The organism is Streptomyces sp. B21-083, from assembly GCF_036898825.1.
Taxonomy (GTDB): Bacteria; Actinomycetota; Actinomycetes; order Streptomycetales; family Streptomycetaceae; genus Streptomyces.
On sequence record NZ_JARUND010000002.1, the window covers coordinates 4,283,698 to 4,300,917 of the forward strand.

General features: G+C 69.8%; 15 protein-coding genes and 2 pseudogenes. 11 read left to right on the plus strand and 6 right to left on the minus strand.

The genetic code is table 11. The annotated features are described in order from the left end of the window. Positions 1 to 41 precede the first annotated feature (41 nt). From QA861_RS43240 to QA861_RS43265, 6 genes are all read left to right on the plus strand, one after another. Positions 42 to 1,412, plus strand: a complete 1,371-nt coding sequence (locus QA861_RS43240) for an extracellular solute-binding protein (RefSeq protein ID WP_334594430.1) — start codon at positions 42 to 44, stop codon at positions 1,410 to 1,412. 2 nt (positions 1,413 to 1,414) lie between these two features. After that, positions 1,415 to 2,443 (plus strand): carbohydrate ABC transporter permease, encoded by a 1,029-nt coding sequence (locus QA861_RS43245; protein WP_334594432.1) that lies wholly within the window; start codon positions 1,415 to 1,417, stop codon positions 2,441 to 2,443. A gap of 23 nt (positions 2,444 to 2,466) precedes the next feature. After that, entirely contained in the window at positions 2,467 to 3,342 is an 876-nt protein-coding gene (locus QA861_RS43250) for a carbohydrate ABC transporter permease (RefSeq protein WP_334595036.1), read from the plus strand. Positions 3,343 to 3,471: 129 nt separating this feature from the next. Continuing rightward, positions 3,472 to 4,431: a DUF4232 domain-containing protein gene (locus tag QA861_RS43255; protein WP_334594433.1), complete on the plus strand. Its 960-nt coding sequence runs from the start codon at positions 3,472 to 3,474 to the stop codon at positions 4,429 to 4,431. 125 nt (positions 4,432 to 4,556) lie between these two features. Next, the gene (locus QA861_RS43260; RefSeq protein ID WP_334594434.1) at positions 4,557 to 5,210 is read left to right on the plus strand and encodes a DinB family protein; all 654 of its coding nucleotides are present in this window, start codon (positions 4,557 to 4,559) and stop codon (positions 5,208 to 5,210) included. A 226-nt stretch (positions 5,211 to 5,436) separates the two neighbouring features. Further along, positions 5,437 to 5,619: a DUF6281 family protein gene (locus QA861_RS43265; RefSeq protein WP_334594435.1), complete on the plus strand. Its 183-nt coding sequence runs from the start codon at positions 5,437 to 5,439 to the stop codon at positions 5,617 to 5,619. Between the two features lie 72 nt (positions 5,620 to 5,691). On the opposite strand, the gene QA861_RS43270 is transcribed toward QA861_RS43265, so the two are convergent. The 3 genes and pseudogenes from QA861_RS43270 to QA861_RS43280 form a co-directional block, all read right to left on the minus strand. Further along, entirely contained in the window at positions 5,692 to 6,291 is a 600-nt protein-coding gene (locus QA861_RS43270) for a hypothetical protein (RefSeq protein WP_334594436.1), read from the minus strand. A gap of 116 nt (positions 6,292 to 6,407) precedes the next feature. Then, positions 6,408 to 6,674, minus strand: a pseudogene (locus tag QA861_RS43275) (type II toxin-antitoxin system Phd/YefM family antitoxin); the annotation flags it as partial. Positions 6,675 to 6,709: 35 nt separating this feature from the next. Next, the gene (locus tag QA861_RS43280; protein WP_334594437.1) at positions 6,710 to 7,237 is read right to left on the minus strand and encodes a P-loop nucleotide/nucleoside kinase family protein; all 528 of its coding nucleotides are present in this window, start codon (positions 7,235 to 7,237) and stop codon (positions 6,710 to 6,712) included. 67 nt (positions 7,238 to 7,304) lie between these two features. On the opposite strand from QA861_RS43280, the gene cpt reads away from it, so the two are divergent. After that, positions 7,305 to 7,880, plus strand: coding sequence for a chloramphenicol phosphotransferase CPT (gene cpt, locus QA861_RS43285; protein ID WP_334595037.1), 576 nt, complete (start codon positions 7,305 to 7,307; stop codon positions 7,878 to 7,880). 8 nt (positions 7,881 to 7,888) lie between these two features. Here cpt and QA861_RS43290 read toward each other — a convergent pair whose 3' ends face one another. Both QA861_RS43290 and QA861_RS43295 read right to left on the minus strand, forming a co-directional pair. Beyond that, positions 7,889 to 10,168 (minus strand): glycoside hydrolase family 3 N-terminal domain-containing protein, encoded by a 2,280-nt coding sequence (locus tag QA861_RS43290; RefSeq protein ID WP_334595038.1) that lies wholly within the window; start codon positions 10,166 to 10,168, stop codon positions 7,889 to 7,891. Positions 10,169 to 10,242: 74 nt separating this feature from the next. Then, positions 10,243 to 11,379, minus strand: a complete 1,137-nt coding sequence (locus QA861_RS43295) for an N-acetylglucosamine kinase (RefSeq protein WP_334594438.1) — start codon at positions 11,377 to 11,379, stop codon at positions 10,243 to 10,245. An 84-nt stretch (positions 11,380 to 11,463) separates the two neighbouring features. Here QA861_RS43295 and QA861_RS43300 point away from each other — a divergent pair, with 84 nt between their 5' ends. The 3 genes from QA861_RS43300 to QA861_RS43310 all read left to right on the plus strand — a co-directional run bounded on the left by QA861_RS43300 (position 11,464) and on the right by QA861_RS43310 (position 13,970). Then, the gene (locus QA861_RS43300) at positions 11,464 to 12,711 is read left to right on the plus strand and encodes a glycoside hydrolase 5 family protein (RefSeq protein ID WP_334594439.1); all 1,248 of its coding nucleotides are present in this window, start codon (positions 11,464 to 11,466) and stop codon (positions 12,709 to 12,711) included. A 93-nt stretch (positions 12,712 to 12,804) separates the two neighbouring features. Beyond that, entirely contained in the window at positions 12,805 to 13,485 is a 681-nt protein-coding gene (locus QA861_RS43305) for a SigE family RNA polymerase sigma factor (RefSeq protein ID WP_334594440.1), read from the plus strand. Further along, positions 13,482 to 13,970 carry a PASTA domain-containing protein gene (locus QA861_RS43310; protein WP_334594441.1) on the plus strand — a complete coding sequence of 163 codons (489 nt, stop codon included), beginning with the start codon at positions 13,482 to 13,484 and terminating at the stop codon, positions 13,968 to 13,970. Before QA861_RS43305 ends, QA861_RS43310 begins: the two co-directional genes overlap by 4 nt. Before the next feature lie 89 nt (positions 13,971 to 14,059). Here QA861_RS43310 and nagZ read toward each other — a convergent pair whose 3' ends face one another. Next, complete coding sequence (gene nagZ, locus QA861_RS43315; RefSeq protein ID WP_443041651.1) at positions 14,060 to 15,610, minus strand: beta-N-acetylhexosaminidase; 1,551 nt, start codon at positions 15,608 to 15,610, stop codon at positions 14,060 to 14,062. 178 nt (positions 15,611 to 15,788) lie between these two features. Between nagZ and QA861_RS43320 the strand changes: the two are divergent. Further along, positions 15,789 to 17,191: pseudogene (locus QA861_RS43320) on the plus strand (histidine-type phosphatase). Positions 17,192 to 17,220 lie beyond the last annotated feature (29 nt).

Genomic DNA, 17,220 nt, shown 5'->3' on the forward strand with positions numbered 1-17,220 from the left:
TGAATCAAACCAGCACCCCCGCATCCAGGAGGGCAGCAGCAATGCGCGCAAGAAGACTGACCGGATCCCTGTCCTGTCTCGTCGTACTGACGTTGACGGCCGCCGGATGCGGCCTCTCCGGAGGCTCCGACGGCGGCGGCGCCACCGCCGGGGGCTGCTCGGTCGACAAGGGCAACGTCGGCTCCGGGAAGCTCACCGGGGACGTCAAGGGCAAGATCACGTTCCAGACGACGAACCTGAAGAAGGACTTCGGGAAGTACTTCAACGGGGTCATCGCGGCCTTCGAGAAGGCCCACCCGGACACGACCGTCAAGTGGATCGACGACCCGGGCGACAGCCAGTTCACGCAGCGTCTGGTCGCCGACGCGCAGGCCTGCACCCTCCCCGACGTGGTCAACCTGAACGTCAACACGTCGATCGCGCTCACCAAGGCCGGCTACCTCCTCGACCTCGACAAGAAGGCGCCGGGCTCGGGCGCACCCTTCGGCGCCGCGATCTGGAAGTCCAGCGTGTTCACCGACGCCTCGGGGGCGAAGACGCACAGCGCGTACCCCTGGTACTCCGGCGGGATCGCCCAGACCTTCAACGTCGACCTGATGAAGAAGGCGGGCCTGGACCCGGCCAAGCCGGCGACGACGATCCTCGGCATGTTCGACGACGCCCTGAAGATCGCCAAGGTGTCCGACGGCAAGTACTACGCCACCGTCGCCAACCCGATCTGGCGTATCCCGGCCGACTGGCAGCAGATGGGCGTCAAGGTCCTCTCCGGCGACGGCAAGTCGTTCACCTTCGCCGACGACCCGAAAACGGTGGCGTGGGTCGAGGCGATGACCAAGATGTACAAGGCCGGCGCCATGCCGAAGGACAGCCTGTCCTCCAACCAGGACGCGTCGACCCTCTACGCCCAGGGCAAGCTGGTCTACGGCTCGACCAACCCCAACTACCTGCGCTTCATCGAGCAGAACAACCCGAGCGTCTACAAGAAGACGGGCGTCGCGCAGTACATGCTGGACGACCTCGGCCACACCGTGGGCGCCCCGCAGTACATATCGGTGGCCGCGACGAGCAAGAACGCTCCGACAGCGTTGTCATTCGCCCAGTTCCTGACCAACGCGCAGAACCAGCTGGAGTGGGCGAAGGACCCGAACGTGGTCATCTTCCCTTCCACGACAGCCTCGTTGAACGACCCCTTCTTCCAGTCGGTCAAGGGCACGGACCCCTTCTCCGAGGCCCGCAAGATCGTCGCCGAGGACCGCAAGACCTCGACCGCCGACGAAATCGCCCTGTCCCCGGGTGAGTTGAACGCCATCACGGCCCAGGTGCAGCTGGCGATGCAGGGCAAGAAGAGTGCCGAGGACGCCCTCAAGGAGGCGCAGTCCAAGGCCGACGTGCTGCTGAAGCAGGGCAGTTGAGGATGACGGCTGTACGTACGACGCCTGACGGCGAGGCGCCCGCGACCGCTCCGGCGGCACCGGGCGCCCCGGCGCCGCGGTCACCCGGCAGGGTGCGCCGCGTACTGAAGGCGGTCACCCCGGGCCCGACTCCGGACGCGGGCGGCGCGGCCATCTACCGCCGCTGGTGGCTCCCTTGGCTGTGGATGCTCCCGGCGATCTTCGGAGCAGCGGCCTTCGGCGTCTTCCCGTTCCTGAACACGCTGGTCCTCTCCTTCACCGACGCGAAACCGCTCGGCGGCGCGGCGGGCTTCGTGGGCCTGGACAACTACACCCGTATGCTCGGGGACTCGGACTTCTGGCTGGCGACCCGCAACAGCGTGCTGTACGCGCTGATCGTGGTCCCCCTGATGGTCCTACTCCCCCTCCTGCTCGCCGTGTTGGTGGAGAAGAACCTGCCGGGCATCGGCTTCTTCCGCTCCGCGTTCTACACCCCGGTGCTGGCCTCCAGTGTGGTCGTCGGCCTGAGCTGGCAGTGGCTGCTGGCGGACCAGGGTCTGGTCAACACCTGGCTGGAGAAGGCCCACATCATCAAGGAGGCCATCCCCTTCCTCTCCGACAGCTGGCTGATCCTGCTGTCGGCGATGGGTCTGACCCTGTGGAAGGGCCTCGGCTGGTACATGATCTTCTACCTCGCCGCCCTCGGAAACGTACCCAAGGAACTCCACGAGGCGGCCTCGGTGGACGGCGCCGGCGCGGTACGCCGCTTCTGGCACATCACGGTTCCCGGCGTACGTACGTCGATGATGCTGGTCGGCACGCTGACCGGCATCGGCTCCCTGCGCGTGTTCACGGAGATCTACATGCTCGGCGGCTCGACAGGCGGCCCCGGCGGCGCCGACCGCACGCTCCCCTTCTACATCCGGGACGTCGGCCTCGACCCGCTGAGCGGCAACGCCGGTTACGGCGCTGCGGTCAGCGTCGCCCTCTTCGTACTGACCCTGGGCCTGACACTGCTGGCACAGCGCCTGACCAAGGAGGACGAGTCTTGACGACCCAATCCCCGGCCGCTCCCATGGCGCCCGTCGAGCCCCGCCGACGCCTTTGGCCCCGCTGGCGGGACTACGGCCGCCCGCGCGAACTCATCGTGCGCTACCTGCTGTTGCTGTTCGTCCTCGGCATCACGATCGGCCCGCTCCTATGGCAGCTCCTGGCGTCACTGAAGGGCGTAGGGGAGGACGTCTTCGGCTCGAACGCGTCCCTGATCCCCCACCACCCGACGCTCCGCGCCTACCGCGCGATCTTCGACCAGGTCCCGGTGGGCACGTACATCAGGAACAGCGTGATGATCGCGCTGCTGTCGATAGCGAGCCAGCTCGCCTTCTCGACGATGGCCGGCTACATGCTGTCGAAGCCGAGCTGGAAGGGAAAGAAGGCGGTCTGGGTACTGCTGCTGGCGTCGATGATGTTCCCCTTCGAGTCCATCATGGTGTCGCTGTTCCTGAGCATCCGGGACCTGGGCCTGGTCGACCACCTGGCGGGCGTCTGGCTGCCCGGCTTCATCGGCGCGATCAACGTACTGATCATGCGGGCGGCCTTCCTGGCGGTCCCACGCGAGATCGAGGACGCGGCGATGCTGGACGGCGCGGGCGAGTGGAAGCGGTTCCGCTACCTGTACCTGCCGTCGGCGTACGGCGCGATCCTGGTCGTCACCATCAACACGTTCATCAGCGCCTGGGACGACTTCCTCTGGCCCCTGATCGTGCTCCGCTCCGAGGAACACTTCACGCTGACGCTGGGGTTGGCGAGGCTCCAGACGTCGTCGTTCGGGTACGACCAGCGGATGGTGATGGCGGGATCGGTGATCTCCGTGGTGCCGGTGCTGGTGCTGTTCGTGATCACACAGCGATGGTTCTATCGGGGGGTGGCTTCGGGGGGCGTGAAGCTGTGAGGGAGGCGAGGGGGGATGGGGACGACGGGGGCCAGCTCAACTCGCCCGCCAGCGAACTGTGACACCCCCGTGACCGGAACTATGGCCTCCATCACATGCGCGGGGTTCACGCCCTGATCGGATGGCTGGATGCGCAGACCGCCCGCTTCCCTCCGCCCGGCTCTCGTCAGAACCGTCGTCCCCCTTCTGCCGGCTCTCGCAGCGACCACTCTGCTGCTCACCGCCTGCGGGACGGAGACGGGCGGCGCCGGCGCGGCCGACCCACCATCCCGTACCCGGGTCGACGACCCGGGCAAGGACGGCGTACGGATCACCTCCCTGACCCTCCCGCCGACCTCGCCTTCGCCCTCGCCCACCCCCACCGACAACTACTCCGTCTCCGCCGACAGCCTCTTCCGGGACTCGGGGGTCAGTGCCCGGTACGAGGTCACCAACAAGGGCAGCGAGACGCTGACTTACACGGTCATCTTCACCTTCATGAGCGCTGACGGCGGGGCCATGGCCAACCAGACCGTGACAGTGCGGGCCGTCGGCCCCGGCAAGACCGTGCGGGGCACAGTCCGCCAAGGGCAGGTACCGCCCACCACACCACGGGTGACGCAGGCCAGGGTGCTCGAAGTGACCAAGGTCCCCACGAGCGAGGCACCGGCCGAGTCGGGCACGTGCCCGGCCTCCGGGATCCGGGTCAGCGCCGACCAGGGTGACGCGGCCATGGGGCTGCGCGTCGTGGGCCTGCATCTCGACAACTGCGGCACGCGTGACTACACCGTCGAGGGCTACCCCCTGCTGCAACTCCTGGACGACGCCCGCAAGCCCGTCACGGGCGTCAGGATCCTCGACGGCAGCTCCGAGATCACCACCGGCGCCGGCCCCGACAACCCACCCCGCCCCGTCACACTCAAGCCCGGCGAATCGGCGACCGCCGGCCTGGTCTGGCGCAACACCACCCAGTTCGGCACACCGGTGAACGTGCCCTACGTACGCGTCCGCACGAAGACCGGGGCGGCCCCGGTGACGGTGACCCCGAACCTCGACCTCGGCACGACCGGGAAGCTCGGGGTGAGGCCTTGGGTGAAGGCCGAGCGTTAGGTGACACATCCGTGCAGCTGAGCTGCCCCGCCGTCCGGGCGCGCGACGGGGCGACCTGACTCGGCAGGGCAGGGTTGCCGATCGCAGGTTGAACCCGCCGGTGGTGCGTGACAGGCTCAGGCCCCGTGATCGATGGATTCGCGAAAGAATACCTGCACGGCGATCTACGAGAGATTCGCGAGGCGATGCTCTGGAAGCTCGACGGGCTCGGCGAGTACGACGTCCGCCGCCCCCTGACCGCGACCGGCACCAATCTCCTCGGCCTGGTCAAGCATCTGTCGATCTGCGAGTCCAGGTATTTCGGCGAGGTCTTCGACCGGCCTTTCCCCGAGCCTCTGCCCTGGTGGGACGACGCCGGGGATGCCGGTGCCGACATGTGGGCTACCGAGTACGAGACGCGTGATGAGACCGTCGACCGATACCGTCGCGTATGGGAGCACTCGGACGCGACCATCACCGCCCTCGCCCTTGACTCTCCCGGCCACGTGCCCTGGTGGCCACGTCCCGACGTGAAGCTGTTCAACATCCTGGTCCACATGCTCACCGAGACCAGCCGGCACGCTGGACACGCCGACATCCTCCGCGAACAACTCGACGAGTCCACCGGCACGACAGCCCGGTACGCGACTCCACAGCGCGACCCGGCCTACTGGGAAGCGCATCGCTCGAAGATCGAGCGAGCCGCCACAGCAGCCGTCACCAAGCCCGACCACGCTGACCGCTCCGACACAGACGTCTACGCGGCTGGGACCGCTACCGGGTCGCATGACATCCGGTGATGAGCAGCGCCTCGCTCGCGAGGAAGGACCCGTAGAGCATGGGCAGCCATGGCTCAACGTCGCCCTGTACGGGGACATAGACATTCCCGCGGCGTACTTCGATGCGGCGATCGCCATAGCCGAGACAATTCACAACGACCCACGCTGGCGCGGCTGGTGGTCCCAGGGCAGAGCAGCGTGAGCTGACGATCGCCGTCAACTACGCCGCCAAGCCGCCGTCCGAGCGTTGCAGCATCAGCAGGACGAAGCCGAGGAGCCCGGTACGACACTGACCGCCTACGAGGTGAAGGGAATCTCCCCGAAGGTGGCCGTCGCAGTCGGGGAGACACGGGCCGAAGCCGTCTTCGTCTCCGTCAGCTCCGGCACCGAGTTGCCGGCCGCCGTGCAGAAACTGATCGACGGCTCGTGACGGGCCTCTCGCGTCGGAGTGGGCGACCGATCAGTGGCCGACACTCATACGACTGCCAGACCGACCTTATGGCTACTCGTAGCCCTGAGCCGCTGAGAGTTGCAGGGCGACTGATCGCCAGGTGACTGGTTCCAGTTCCACGTGGCGCGCCGAGTTGGCACCTGCCCAGGCGGCCCAGCCGTCGAGCCAGCCGTACAGACTGCTGTGCGCCCAACTGCCTCCGTCGCCAGCCCATTCATTGCGGCGCGCCGCCGCCTCGCGTTCCCGCTGGTGGCCGACGAAGTCGGTGGCGAGGCTTGCCGCGTACCACCGTAGGTCGATCGCACTGTCCACCTCGTGCGACTGAGTTCCGGAGTCGGCCAGAGCACAGTTGAACGCGGGAGGGGAGGTCCGGGCGGCGTTCAGTTGGTAGGCCAGACCTTGCCAGCCGGGCCGGCCGGGAGCCTCTTCCCCTAGCAGGTCGGTGCCGTCGATTCGCTTGCCCAGGACTCGGACCCAGCCCCAGAGGAAGTCGGAGATCGTTCGGTTGATCCATCGCTGCGCCAGAGATTCGTCGACGCCCTGCCCGCTGCACGCGCGCTCACAGTCGATCGAAAGCAGTTGGAGGTAAGCGGAGAAGTCTTGACGGGAGTTCACCTGCTGCCAGGAGTCGGTATCTCGGGGTACGGACACACCGAGAGGCTACGAGCCCATGCCGACGCGCGTCGACCGGTTTGTCCGAGAGCGAGGCCTCCCTGGCGTGCCATGTGCTGTTCGGGATCGACAACGTCTCCGTGCCTGCGTCCCTCCGCGCCCGCATTCCGCTCGGTGAACAGGTCAGCAAGCAGTTCGACCATGGTCACGGTGGAGCCGCCCTCGGCGAGAACAGTTTCGGCCTCCCGCGCGAGCAGTTCGTCGGCCGCGTCTTCCAGTGCGTTGAAGTCGGCGATGGGCACAAGGGCAGCCACCGGAGCACCGTTACGAGTGATCACCGTCGCGGTGCCCCGCGCAGCGCGGTTGATGTGATCGGCAAGGCGAGCGCGAACTTCGCGTACGGTCACAGCGTTTTCGTCCATGAGCCAAGTGAACGCGCAAGTGGCCGTCAGTCGCGTCAGCCGCCCCGCACGGCCTCCGCGATCCGCAGGGCGACCTCGGCGGGGGCTAGGCGCGAGGTGTCGACGACCTCGCCCTCGGCGTGCAGCCACGTGCGGGCCGCCTCGGCGTAGGGCTCCAGGTATTTCAGGCGGAACGGGGAGTCGGGGCCGAGGACCGTGTCGCCGGCGATACGGCCACGGAGGGTGTCCTGGTCCGCGTGGAGGATGAAGTGCCTTACTGGGATGGCGTGTTGGGCCAGGCCGGTGCTGATCTCGCGCCAGTACCGCTCGACCAGGACGGTCATGGGCATCACCAGCGTGCCGCCGGTGTAGTCGAGTACGTGGCGGGCGGTTTCGACGACGAGTGGTCGCCACGGCGGCCAGTGCTGGAAGTTGTCCGTCCCGGGCAGCCCGGGCGTGATGTCCATCAGTGTCTCGCCGACCTTCTCGGCGTCGAACACCCGTGAATCCGGGATCAGTCGCTGCACGAGCGCGCTGGTCGTCGTCTTGCCCGCGCCGTGGGTGCCGTTGAGCCATACGATCATGGGCTCGACGTTAGCGCTCCGTGGGGCGGTCACTCCCTCGCACTAGGGTGGCGAGATGGCGATCCAGATGATCATTCTCAACGGTGGTTCGAGCTCGGGGAAGTCCCGGATCGTACGGTGTCTGCAAGCCGAACTGCCGGATCCGTGGCTGACGTTCGGGTGTGACTCGTTCGTCGACGCCCTGCCCGCGAGGATGCGGGAGTCGGACGCGGGGATCGAGATCGCGGCGGACGGCCAGGTGAGCGTCGGGACGGACTTCCTGGCGTTGGAGGCCGCCTGGAGGGAAGGCGTCGCGGCGATGGTCCGGGCGGGCGCCCGGGTCGTCATCGACGACGTCTTCCTCGGCGGAGCGGCGTCCCAGCAGCGGTGGCGGAAGGCTCTTGGTGAAGTTGGTGACCTGCCCGTGCTGTGGGTCGGCGTCCGCTGCGACAGCACGGTCGCCGCCGACCGCGAGGCCGCCCGGGGAGACCGGGCCCCGGGAATGGCCGCCGCGCAGGCGGACGTGGTCCACGAGGGCGTGGTCTACGACCTGGAGGTCGACACGTCGCACACCGAGTCCCTGGTGTGCGCGCGAACCATCGCCGCCCGTGTCCACGGCAGCGAGCCGACGCACAGCCGTCACACCCCGCGCCCCACCGACTGATCCACGCCTCAGGCGCCGGGATACGGGTCGAGGTTCTGATGCCCGCAGCCCTCGTGCGAGTCGGCCGGGCAGCACGGCGTCGCACAGCCGACGGTCACGGTCACGGGTACGGCGGACAGCGCTCCCCGCGCCGACTCCGCCACCCTGATCTCCACACTCCCCGGCAGTACCGCCCGCCCCAAGTCCCGTCCTACCTGGGCGAGTTGCTCCACCCCGAGGGCGAACGTGACCGTACGGCGCTCCCCCGGGGCCAGGTCGACGCTCTGGAAGGCGCGGAGCTCCAGGGTGCGCGGCCACACCGTCGTACGCAGAGGGCGGATGTACAGCTGGACGACGGAACGTCCGGCCCGATCCCCGGTGTTGGTGACGTCGACCTCGCAACCGGCCCCGCCCGCAACGACTTTCGGGGTGCCGTACTCGAACGTCGTGTACGTCAGGCCGTGGCCGAAGGAGTAGAGCGGCTCGGCGTCCTCGTCCACGTACGACCGGTACTCCGTGTCCTTGTGGTTGTAGTAGACGGGGAGTTGGGCCGCTGAGCGGGGGACCGAGACGGGGAGGCGGCCGGTCGGGGCGGTGTGGCCGAGGACGATCTCGGCGATCGCCTCGCCGCCCCAGGGGCCCGGGTACCAGACCGTCAGGAGCGCGGCGGCGTGTTCCGCCGCCTCCGGGACCGCGTGCGGGCGGCCCTGGATCAGGACGACGACCGTGGGGGTGCCCGTCGCCGTCACCGCGTCCAGCAGGGTGTGCTGGGCCCGGCCCAGGCGCAGGTCGGCCAGGTCGACGCCCTCCCCGCAGGTCATCTCCGAGACGATCGTCCGCGCCGCGCCGTTGGCGTCGAACTCGGTGTCGGGTGTACGGGCGCTGCTGCCGCCCAGGACCAGCACCGCCAAATCGGAGGCCGCCGCCGCCGCGACCGCCTCGGGGATGCCGGAGAGGTCGTCGCCGGTCAGGGCGCACCCGTGGGCGTGACGTACCTCCGTTCCCGGGAGGGTGAGGTGGCGGAGGGCGGCCAGGACACTGACGCCTGTGCCGGGACGCTGGGGGGCGGTGTAGTCGCCGAGTTGGTGGGCCGTGGTGGCGGCGTGCGGGCCGATGACGGCGATACGGGAGACCGTCGCCGGGTCGATGGGCAGGGCGCCCGCCTGGTTGTGGAGCAGGGTGACCGACGAGCGGGCCAGGGCTGTGCTCAGCACGCGGCCGTCTTCGGCGGACGGCGACTTGGGCGCCGTACAAGGGTGTTCGAAGAGGCCGAGGCGGAATTTCAGGGTCAGGACCCGGGATACGGCCGTGTCGAGCGTCGACTCCTCCACCAGACCCCGTTCCACCGCCTCCGCGAGATGCGTGAAGCCCTGGTCCCAAAGGCTCAGGTCGATACCGGAGTTGAGGGCGAGAGCTCCGGCGGAGACCTTGTCGCCGGTGATGCGGGCCAGGCGGTCCACTGCCAGACCGTCCGCCATGACCAGGCCGCCGAAACCCCAGCGGTCGCGCAACAACCCTTTCAGCAAGGGGCCGTTGGCCGAGCACGGGATGCCGTCCACCTCGTTGTACGCGGCCATGACCGCTGCGGCACCGGCCCGTACGCCGGCCCTGGCTGCCGGGAGGTGGATCTCGTGGAGTTCACGGGGACCCAACTCCGACTCGGCCGAGTTCCGGCCGCCCACCGTCGCACCCTGACCGGCGAAGTGCTTCAGAACCACCACGGCCTTGGCCGAGGCGAAACCCCCCCGCTCCTCCACGTCCCCCTGCATGCCTCTCACCAGCGCCTCCGTCAGACGCGCGGCAAGGTACGGGTCCTCCCCGAAGCACTCCTCCGTACGGCCCCAGCGCGGGTCGCGGGCGATGTCCAGCGCCGAGACCAGGGCCAAGTGGCCGCCCCTGGCGCGGAGTTCGGCGGCGGCGTGGGATGCCGCCCGCTCGTACAGGTCCGGGTCCCAGGTGGCGCCCACCGCCAGGTTGACGGGGAGGACCGTGCCGTCGAGGGCCATGAGGCCGTGCGGGACCTCCTCGACGAAGAGGGCGGGGATGCCGAGGCGGCTGCGTTCCAGTACGTGGCGCTGGACCAGGTGGGCGAGTACCGGGCCCGCGTCGGCGTCGGCACCCGTCGAGTGGTCGACGCCGGACCAGGCGTCGGCGCGCAGGAGTCCGTACAGGGCGCCGAGTCCCTCGAAGCGGTCGGTCTCCTCGTAAAGGGCCTCGGTCAGCTCGAACCCGCCGTCCGGGCGGCGGCGGTAGGCGTCCCAGCCGTACATCCGCTGGTTGAGCTGGCCGACCTTCTCGCGCAGGGTCATCCGGGCCAGCAGGTCGGCCACGCGGGCGTCGACCGGGGCGCCGGGGTCCCGGTAGAGGGGAGAAGGGGACTCGGTCACTGGTTCTTCTCCGGGTGGGTGTCAGGCCCGCCGTTGTGGGCGAGCCGGGCCAGGGCCACCGCGCCCCGGCTGCCGTCCGGGACCCAGTGGGCCACCAGGCCCAGGGCGCTCAGGCGCCGGTCCAGGGGAACGGTCAGGGGGCCTTCCGGGCCGAGCAGGCCGCCCGTCGCGACCACCGACTCGCCCGGCGTGGGCCCCAACGCCCGTACACAGTCGGCGAGGTGACCGGCCGCCTCCTCGATGATCGCCTGTGCCAGGGCGTCCCCCGCCCAGGCCGCCTCGGCGACCAGCGGGGCCAACCGGGCCAGCCTGACGGGCGGTTCGGCCATGACGGCGGGCAGGACGTGCCGCCGATAGGCCTCCCGTGCGGAACGGGACCAGCGCGAACCGGCGCCGCCCTCACCCTCGTAGGAAGCCAATGCCTCACCCTTGGGAGGGGGATACGGGAGATACGGGAGAACAGCGTCCGGTACCCCCAACTCCCTTCCCACCAGCGCCGCCAGAGCCGTGTCGCCGCCCCGCCGGTCCGCCATGCGCAGGGCGGCCCGGACCGCTTCCCGGCCGATCCAGAAGCCGCCCCCGTCGTCGCCGAGGAGCCAGCCGTCGCCGCCCACGGTCTTCTCGCAGTGGCGGTCGGTGATGCGCATCGCGACGGCGCCCGTGCCGGCGACGAGAGCCAGCCCGTCCGCAGGGGGGCCCGCGGAGCCCGGGGCGGCGGCGAAGGCGGCCTCGATGTCGCTGCAGATCCGGATCTGGTGCGCGGGGATACGGAGGCGTCGCAGGGCCTGCGTCAGCGCGGTGAGGGCGTTGACGCGGCCGGGTTCGTCGGCGGTGCCGGCGGCGCCCGCGAAGCCGCCCGCGACGGCGACGACCCGGGGGCGGTCCGCTTCCGGCACCGCCCCGGCGAGGGCCTCGACGAGGTGCTCGGTCAGCTGCGCGACAGGGACCGTGAGGGCGTTGCCCGGCCCGGCGACGCCCTCACCGAGCGGGCGCCCGTCGGCGGCGGACGCCAGCACGGCGCGCGTACGGGTGCCACCGGCGTCGAGCCCGACGACGAGGGCGCCGACCGCTGGAACACCCTGTTCACCCCGGCCGGAATCCCGACCCGAATCCTGGTTCAATTCATTGCTCATCGCGCACTATGGTGGTTCATACATTCGCCGAGGACAAGACCCGACTCGCGGCCCGGCGCAGTCACGTACGTCCGAGGAGGACCCGTGAGCACACTCCCCGCCCCCCGTTCCGGCCCCCGCTTCGGCGTCAACTACACGCCGCGCCGGGGCTGGTTCCACTCCTGGTACGACTTCGACCCGGCCCTCGCCCGCGAGGACCTCGACCAGATAGCCGGGCTGGGCCTGGACCACGTACGGATCTTCCCGCTCTGGCCGCTGCTCCAGCCGAACCGCACGCTGATCCGTGCCTCCGCCGTCGACCAGGTGGCGCAACTCGTGGACGTGGCGGCCGACGCCGGCCTCGACGTCATGGTGGACGGTGTGCAGGGCCACCTCTCCAGCTTCGACTTCTACCCGGAGTGGACCCGCAGCTGGCACCACCGCAACGTCTTCACGGACCCGGAGGCGATCGAGGCGCAGGCCAACCTGCTGCGCGCCCTCGGCGCCGCTCTGGCCGGCCGGCCGAACCTCCTCGGCCTCCAGCTCGGCAACGAGCTCAACAACCTGGTCGAACACAACCCGGTGACGGTCGCCGACATCGACCACTACCTGGACACCCTGCTGGCCGCCGCGCGAACCGGCCTGGGCCCGGCAGGCGCGGGGGGCCTGGTCACGCACTCCGCGTACGACGCCGCCTGGTACAGCGACGACCACCCCTTCACGCCGGAGGCCTCGGCCCGTAAGGGCGACCTGACGACCGTCCACCCCTGGGTGTTCTCGGCCGACTGCGCCCGGCGCTACGGCCCCCGCTCCCCGCAGGTCCAGCACCTCGCGGAGTACGGCGTGGAACTGGCCACCGCCTACGCCGAGGACCCCGCCCGGCCCGTCTGGGTCCAGGAGACCGGCGCTCCCGAGCCGCACATCCCGGCGGCCGACGCCCCCGACTTCGCCCGCGCGACCGTACGCAACGCCGTCGACTGCGCCAACCTGTACGGGGTCACCTGGTGGTGCTCCCACGACGTCGACCGTTCCCTCGCCGACTTCCCCGAACTGGAGTACACCCTCGGTCTGTTCGACTCCACGGGCCGCCCCAAACCCATCGCCGAGGCTCTCGCGGAGACGGTCGCCGAACTGCGCGCCGAGCCTCGTACGGCCGAGCCCCGTACGACCGCCCTGGTCCTGGACTGCACACCAGGGAACCGTTCGATCTCAGGCCCTGGAGGCGCGTACTTCGAGGCGTGGATGCGACAGCGGGCGGAGGGTGTGCGCCCGGCGGTGGTGCTGGCGGAACGGGCCGAGGACGAGAAGTACTTGGCGGCACGGGGGATCAAGGAGGCCGTCCGGGACCTCTGATGAGGCCCGGGCTATGACCCAGCTCACATCCCGCCCGTGCAGCAGACGCGCGGCCTGTCACGTCGAGGAGAGGTGACAGGAAGGGAGGAGCGTGTGGATCTGGCAACCGAGTGGAAGCCTGGCGCCCGCCTCGGCGGGACCAGCACCAGGGCCGACTCCGCGTTCGGGGAATCCGGGGAGATGGATTTCCCCGGGTTCGTCGCCACCCGGTCGGCGTCCTTGTTCCGTGGCGCCCTCGTCCTCACCGGGAACCGGGAGGCGGCGGAGGATCTGGTCCAGGAGACCCTGGAGCGGGTCTGCCGCAAGTGGCGCACCATCGCCGCCAAGGACGCTCCGGACGCCTACGTGCGGCGGATCATGGTGAACCTGGCCAACGACCGGTGGCGGCGATTTCGCCGAATGGTCCCGCTGGTGTCACCCGTTCCGCACCAGGAAACCGGCGACAGGGCGGCCCTCGGGGACGAGTACGGGCGGGTCGACAGCAGGGACCAGTTGGTCCGGGCCCTGCAGTCGCTGCCGATGCGTATGCGCACGGTCGTGGTGCTGCGGTACTTCCACGACCTCTCCGACGCCGAGATAGCGGCCGACCTGAGGATCTCGCCGAGCACCGTACGGTCCCAGCTCGCCCGGGGAATCGACAAGCTCAGAAGCCGGATTCCCGCGCTCTCCGACCCTTCACCGTCACCTTCATCGCCGTCGCCACAGCAGCAGCCCGGAACCACGGGATCTGCGGGCTCTACGGGCTCTACGGGCTCCGCGGGAGGAACCCGATGACCCACCGCACCGACGGCACACCCTTCGAAGAGGAACTGGTGAACGCCATGAACGACTTCGCGAACTCCGCCGCCGCACCCGACTTCGACAGCGCAGGCATCGTGCGCAAGACCCGTCGCAGGCGGAACACGACCATCGCCGGTATCGCCGCCGCGCTCATCGTGGCCGGTGGCGGCACCGCCATCGCCACCGGCGGTTCGGACGCCCCCAGGCCCATGGCCGTCGCCACCAGCTCGACCATGTCGACCTACAACCCGGCCGCCACGGTCCTGCTGGAGGGCAGCAAGTTCAAGTACGAGTTCGGGGGCCTCAGCCTGGACTTCGCCACGCAGCAGCTGGCGAAGATGCAGCTCAAGCTCGGCACGGTCAAGACGACGGACTGTGGCAAGAACGGCAAGCCGGGCACGGTCGTCTCGGTCGACCCGCACGAGCCGAAGATCGTGTCCAAGGGCGCCACCATCAATCTGACGCTCTGCGCCGGCTGACCGACCTGACGACCTGAGACGCCCGACGCCCGTCTCTGCCCCCGTTCCTTTTGGTACCGGCGCCGGTACCAAAAGGAACGGGGGCAGCGTCAGACGCCGTTTCCCACCAGCACCTCGGCCAGCGCCCGCAGATTGACCCGCCCCCGCCCGTACGAACACAACGCGGCGGCGCGATCCGGCAACCCCGTCTCCACCACCACCGCGTCCCCGCGCCCGGCCACCAGCGCCTCCCGCAGCTCCCGCTGCCACGGATACAACCCGGCGTCCGACGTGGCGACCACGAGCGGTACCCCGGCCGCCCACCGCAGAACCCCCTCGACCATGGCACGCGGATCCACCGGAACCTCGTTCAGCGCCATACCCGAAGCCGTGGGATCCAGTGCGCGCACTTCGCTGAGCAGATCCTCGCCGCCCCAGTTCAGCGCGGGATGCGGCGGCGGAAACAGGTCGACGACATACGCGCCCCGCCCCGCGGACACGGCCCCCGCGGACACGGCACCACCCACCCCGGAACCGGCGGAGCCACCCCGCACAGCCCGCCGAGCCGCCTTCAGCCCGGCGTCCGCGTCCCACGGCGCGACCACGCCCTCCCCCATCGCCCCCGCATACCGGTCCGCCAGCCTCCGCACCCGCCCGGCGGCCTCCCGTACCCGCTCCTCCGCGAGCATGCCGTCCCGCAGCGCGCCGATCACCGCGTCCCGGCAGGCCAGGGTGGTCGTCAGGTCGGGTACCGCCACGATTACCTGGTCGGCGCCGGCCGCGAGGGCGAGCCGGGCGCCCGCCGCCTCGCCGTACCGGTCGGCTATCGCCTTCATCTCCAGGGCGTCGCTGACCAGGACCCCGTCGAAGCCGAGGTCGTGGCGGAGCAGGTCGCCCAGGATGCGACGGCTGAGGGTCGCGGGCCGTTCCGGATCCAGCGCCGGATACACCACGTGCGCGCTCATCAGCATCGGCACACCCGCCGCCACCGCTGCCCGGAACGGCTCGACGTCGGCGCGTATCTCGTCGTACGACCGCCGGTCGACCGCCATCTCGTGGTGGCTGTCGGTCACCGTGCCGCCGTGGCCGGGGAAGTGCTTGGCGCAGGAGGCGACACCGCGTGCCTCGGTGGCCGTGATCCAGGCGCGCAGGTGCCGTGCGGCGAGTTCCGGCTCGGCGCCGAAGGAGCGGGTGCGGACGATCGGGTTGCCGGGGTGGTGCTGGAGGTCGGCCACGGGGGCGTACGAGACGGTGATGCCCAGCGAGGCGAGGTGACCGGCGAGAGCGTCGGCGCAGCGGGCGGTGAGGTCCGGGTCGTCGACGACGCCGAGGGCGTAGGAGCCGGGCACCTCGGGCGCGCCGGCGGCGACGAGGTGGCCGATGCCGCCGCCCTCGTTGTCGATGGCGACGAGGAGATCGGGGCGCAGGGCGCGCAGCTCGTCGGTGAGGCGGCGGACCTGGTCCGCGTCGCGCACGTTACGGGTGAAGAGGATGACCCCGCCGAGGCCGCGCTCGATGAGCCGCTTGAGGGTGTCCGGGACACCGGCGGTGCCGTCGAAACCGGCCACGAGACACCGGTGGACGGCTTCGTCGAGGTCGACGGGCAGGTCCAGTGGCAGGTCGAGGGGCAGATGGTGCTGGGGCTGCTGCATCGACTTCATCGGACGACCTCTGGGTATCACTGGGGTCTCGCGGACAGTACTTCGATGATAGAAGTCACCAAATCTCCAGCACAAGGTGAATCAATCAACCAGAATCTACAGCACACATGCCCCATACGCCCCGCATGCGCCATTCCACGGCCATCCCGGGTTCATCCGGGCCACCGACGACGCGCCCATGAACCGCGCCACCCTCGCCCTCGCCGCACCCCTGTGCGCCCTGCTGGCCACCACGCTCCCCGCCCACGCGGCGAACCGTTCCTCCGCCTCCACCACTACCTCGACTCGCACCTCTTCCTCCGCCGACAGCTACGGCACCAAGGCCTCGTACGCTCCCCGGCAGAGCCTGCGGAGCTACCAGCAGCCCCCGAAGGGCTTCGTCCCGGTGTTCGCGGAGAACGTCTCCCGGCACGGCTCGCGGGCCGCGACCGACAGTTCGGACGGCGACCTGATCCTCAAGCTGTGGGACCAGGCCGAGAGCGAGGGGCAACTCACCGCGCGCGGCAAGGAGTTCGGGCCGAAGGTACGGGCGCTGCTCGACGCCATGGCCAAGGTCGGCTACGGCAACCTCAGCGGGCGCGGGAAAAGCGAGATCGCGGGCACCGCCGTACGGATGGAGAAGCGGCTGCCGGGTCTCTTCGCCGGCATCGCACACAACGGCGAGAAGATCGACGTCGTCAGCTCCGGACAGGGCCGCGCGCCGTCGACAGCGGGCAGCTCTTCGCGGACACCCTCGCGGCCACCGGCCCGGCGCTGGGGCCGCTCATCGGCACGGCTCGCACCGACAAGGACCTGCTCTACTTCCACAAGGCCGCGGGCGGCGCCGCCTACCGTGACTACATCGCGAACGACCAGCGCCTCGCCACCACCCTCGCGTCGATCACCGACCAGTCGGCCACCCACCGCGCCGCCTCGGACGTACTCCGGAAGATCTTCAAGCGGCCGTTCGCGCAGCGGATCGTCGACGGCGAGTTCTCCTCCGTCGGCAGCGCGGTGGACGCGGCCGAGGCGGTCTACAACCTGTACGGCATCGCCCCGGCCATGAGCGACGAGAGCCCCGGAGGCAAGGGCTGGCACATGGACCGGTATATCTCGCAGGCCGACGCCGCCTGGTTCGGATACCTGAGCGACGCCGAGGACTTCTACGAGAAGGGCCCCGGTTTCGCCGGCAGCGACATCACCTACAAGATGGCGGACGTCCTGCTCGACGACTTCTTCACGAAGGCCGAGACCGCCGAGAGCAGCACCTCGGGCGCCGGCACCCTCGGTGCCGAACTGCGCTTCACACACGCCGAGGAGATCATCCCGCTCGCCGCGCTGATGGGCCTGCCGGGCAGTACACAGGGGGCGACCGCCGCGCGGCCGTACACGTACGGCGACAACCCGTGGCGGGGCGCGGCCGTGGCGCCGATGGCCTCGAACATCCAGTGGGACGTGTTCCGCAAGGGCGACAACACGCTCGTACTCATGCTCTACAACGAGAAGGAGACCGCCTTCAAGGCGGGCTGCCGACCGGTGTCCAAGGGCAGCAAGTTCTACGACCTGGATGAGCTGGAGCGCTGCTTCGGCCGTACTTCCTGACACAAGAAGGGGTACGGGCATAGGGGTAC

What these genes read in the sequence shown, in the direction of transcription:
- QA861_RS43245 (WP_334594432.1), top strand. Translation starts at nt 1,415, where the DNA reads ATGACGGCTGTACGTACGACGCCTGACGGCGAGGCGCCCGCGACCGCT.
- cpt (WP_334595037.1), top strand. Translation starts at nt 7,305, where the DNA reads ATGATCATTCTCAACGGTGGTTCGAGCTCGGGGAAGTCCCGGATCGTA.
- QA861_RS43290 (WP_334595038.1), bottom strand. Translation starts at nt 10,168, where the DNA reads ATGACCCTGCGCGAGAAGGTCGGCCAGCTCAACCAGCGGATGTACGGC.
- QA861_RS43240 (WP_334594430.1), top strand. Translation starts at nt 42, where the DNA reads ATGCGCGCAAGAAGACTGACCGGATCCCTGTCCTGTCTCGTCGTACTG.
- QA861_RS43310 (WP_334594441.1), top strand. Translation starts at nt 13,482, where the DNA reads ATGACCCACCGCACCGACGGCACACCCTTCGAAGAGGAACTGGTGAAC.
- QA861_RS43295 (WP_334594438.1), bottom strand. Translation starts at nt 11,379, where the DNA reads ATGAGCAATGAATTGAACCAGGATTCGGGTCGGGATTCCGGCCGGGGT.
- QA861_RS43280 (WP_334594437.1), bottom strand. Translation starts at nt 7,237, where the DNA reads ATGATCGTATGGCTCAACGGCACCCACGGCGCGGGCAAGACGACGACC.
- QA861_RS43255 (WP_334594433.1), top strand. Translation starts at nt 3,472, where the DNA reads ATGCGCAGACCGCCCGCTTCCCTCCGCCCGGCTCTCGTCAGAACCGTC.
- QA861_RS43250 (WP_334595036.1), top strand. Translation starts at nt 2,467, where the DNA reads ATGGCGCCCGTCGAGCCCCGCCGACGCCTTTGGCCCCGCTGGCGGGAC.
- nagZ (WP_443041651.1), bottom strand. Translation starts at nt 15,610, where the DNA reads ATGAAGTCGATGCAGCAGCCCCAGCACCATCTGCCCCTCGACCTGCCA.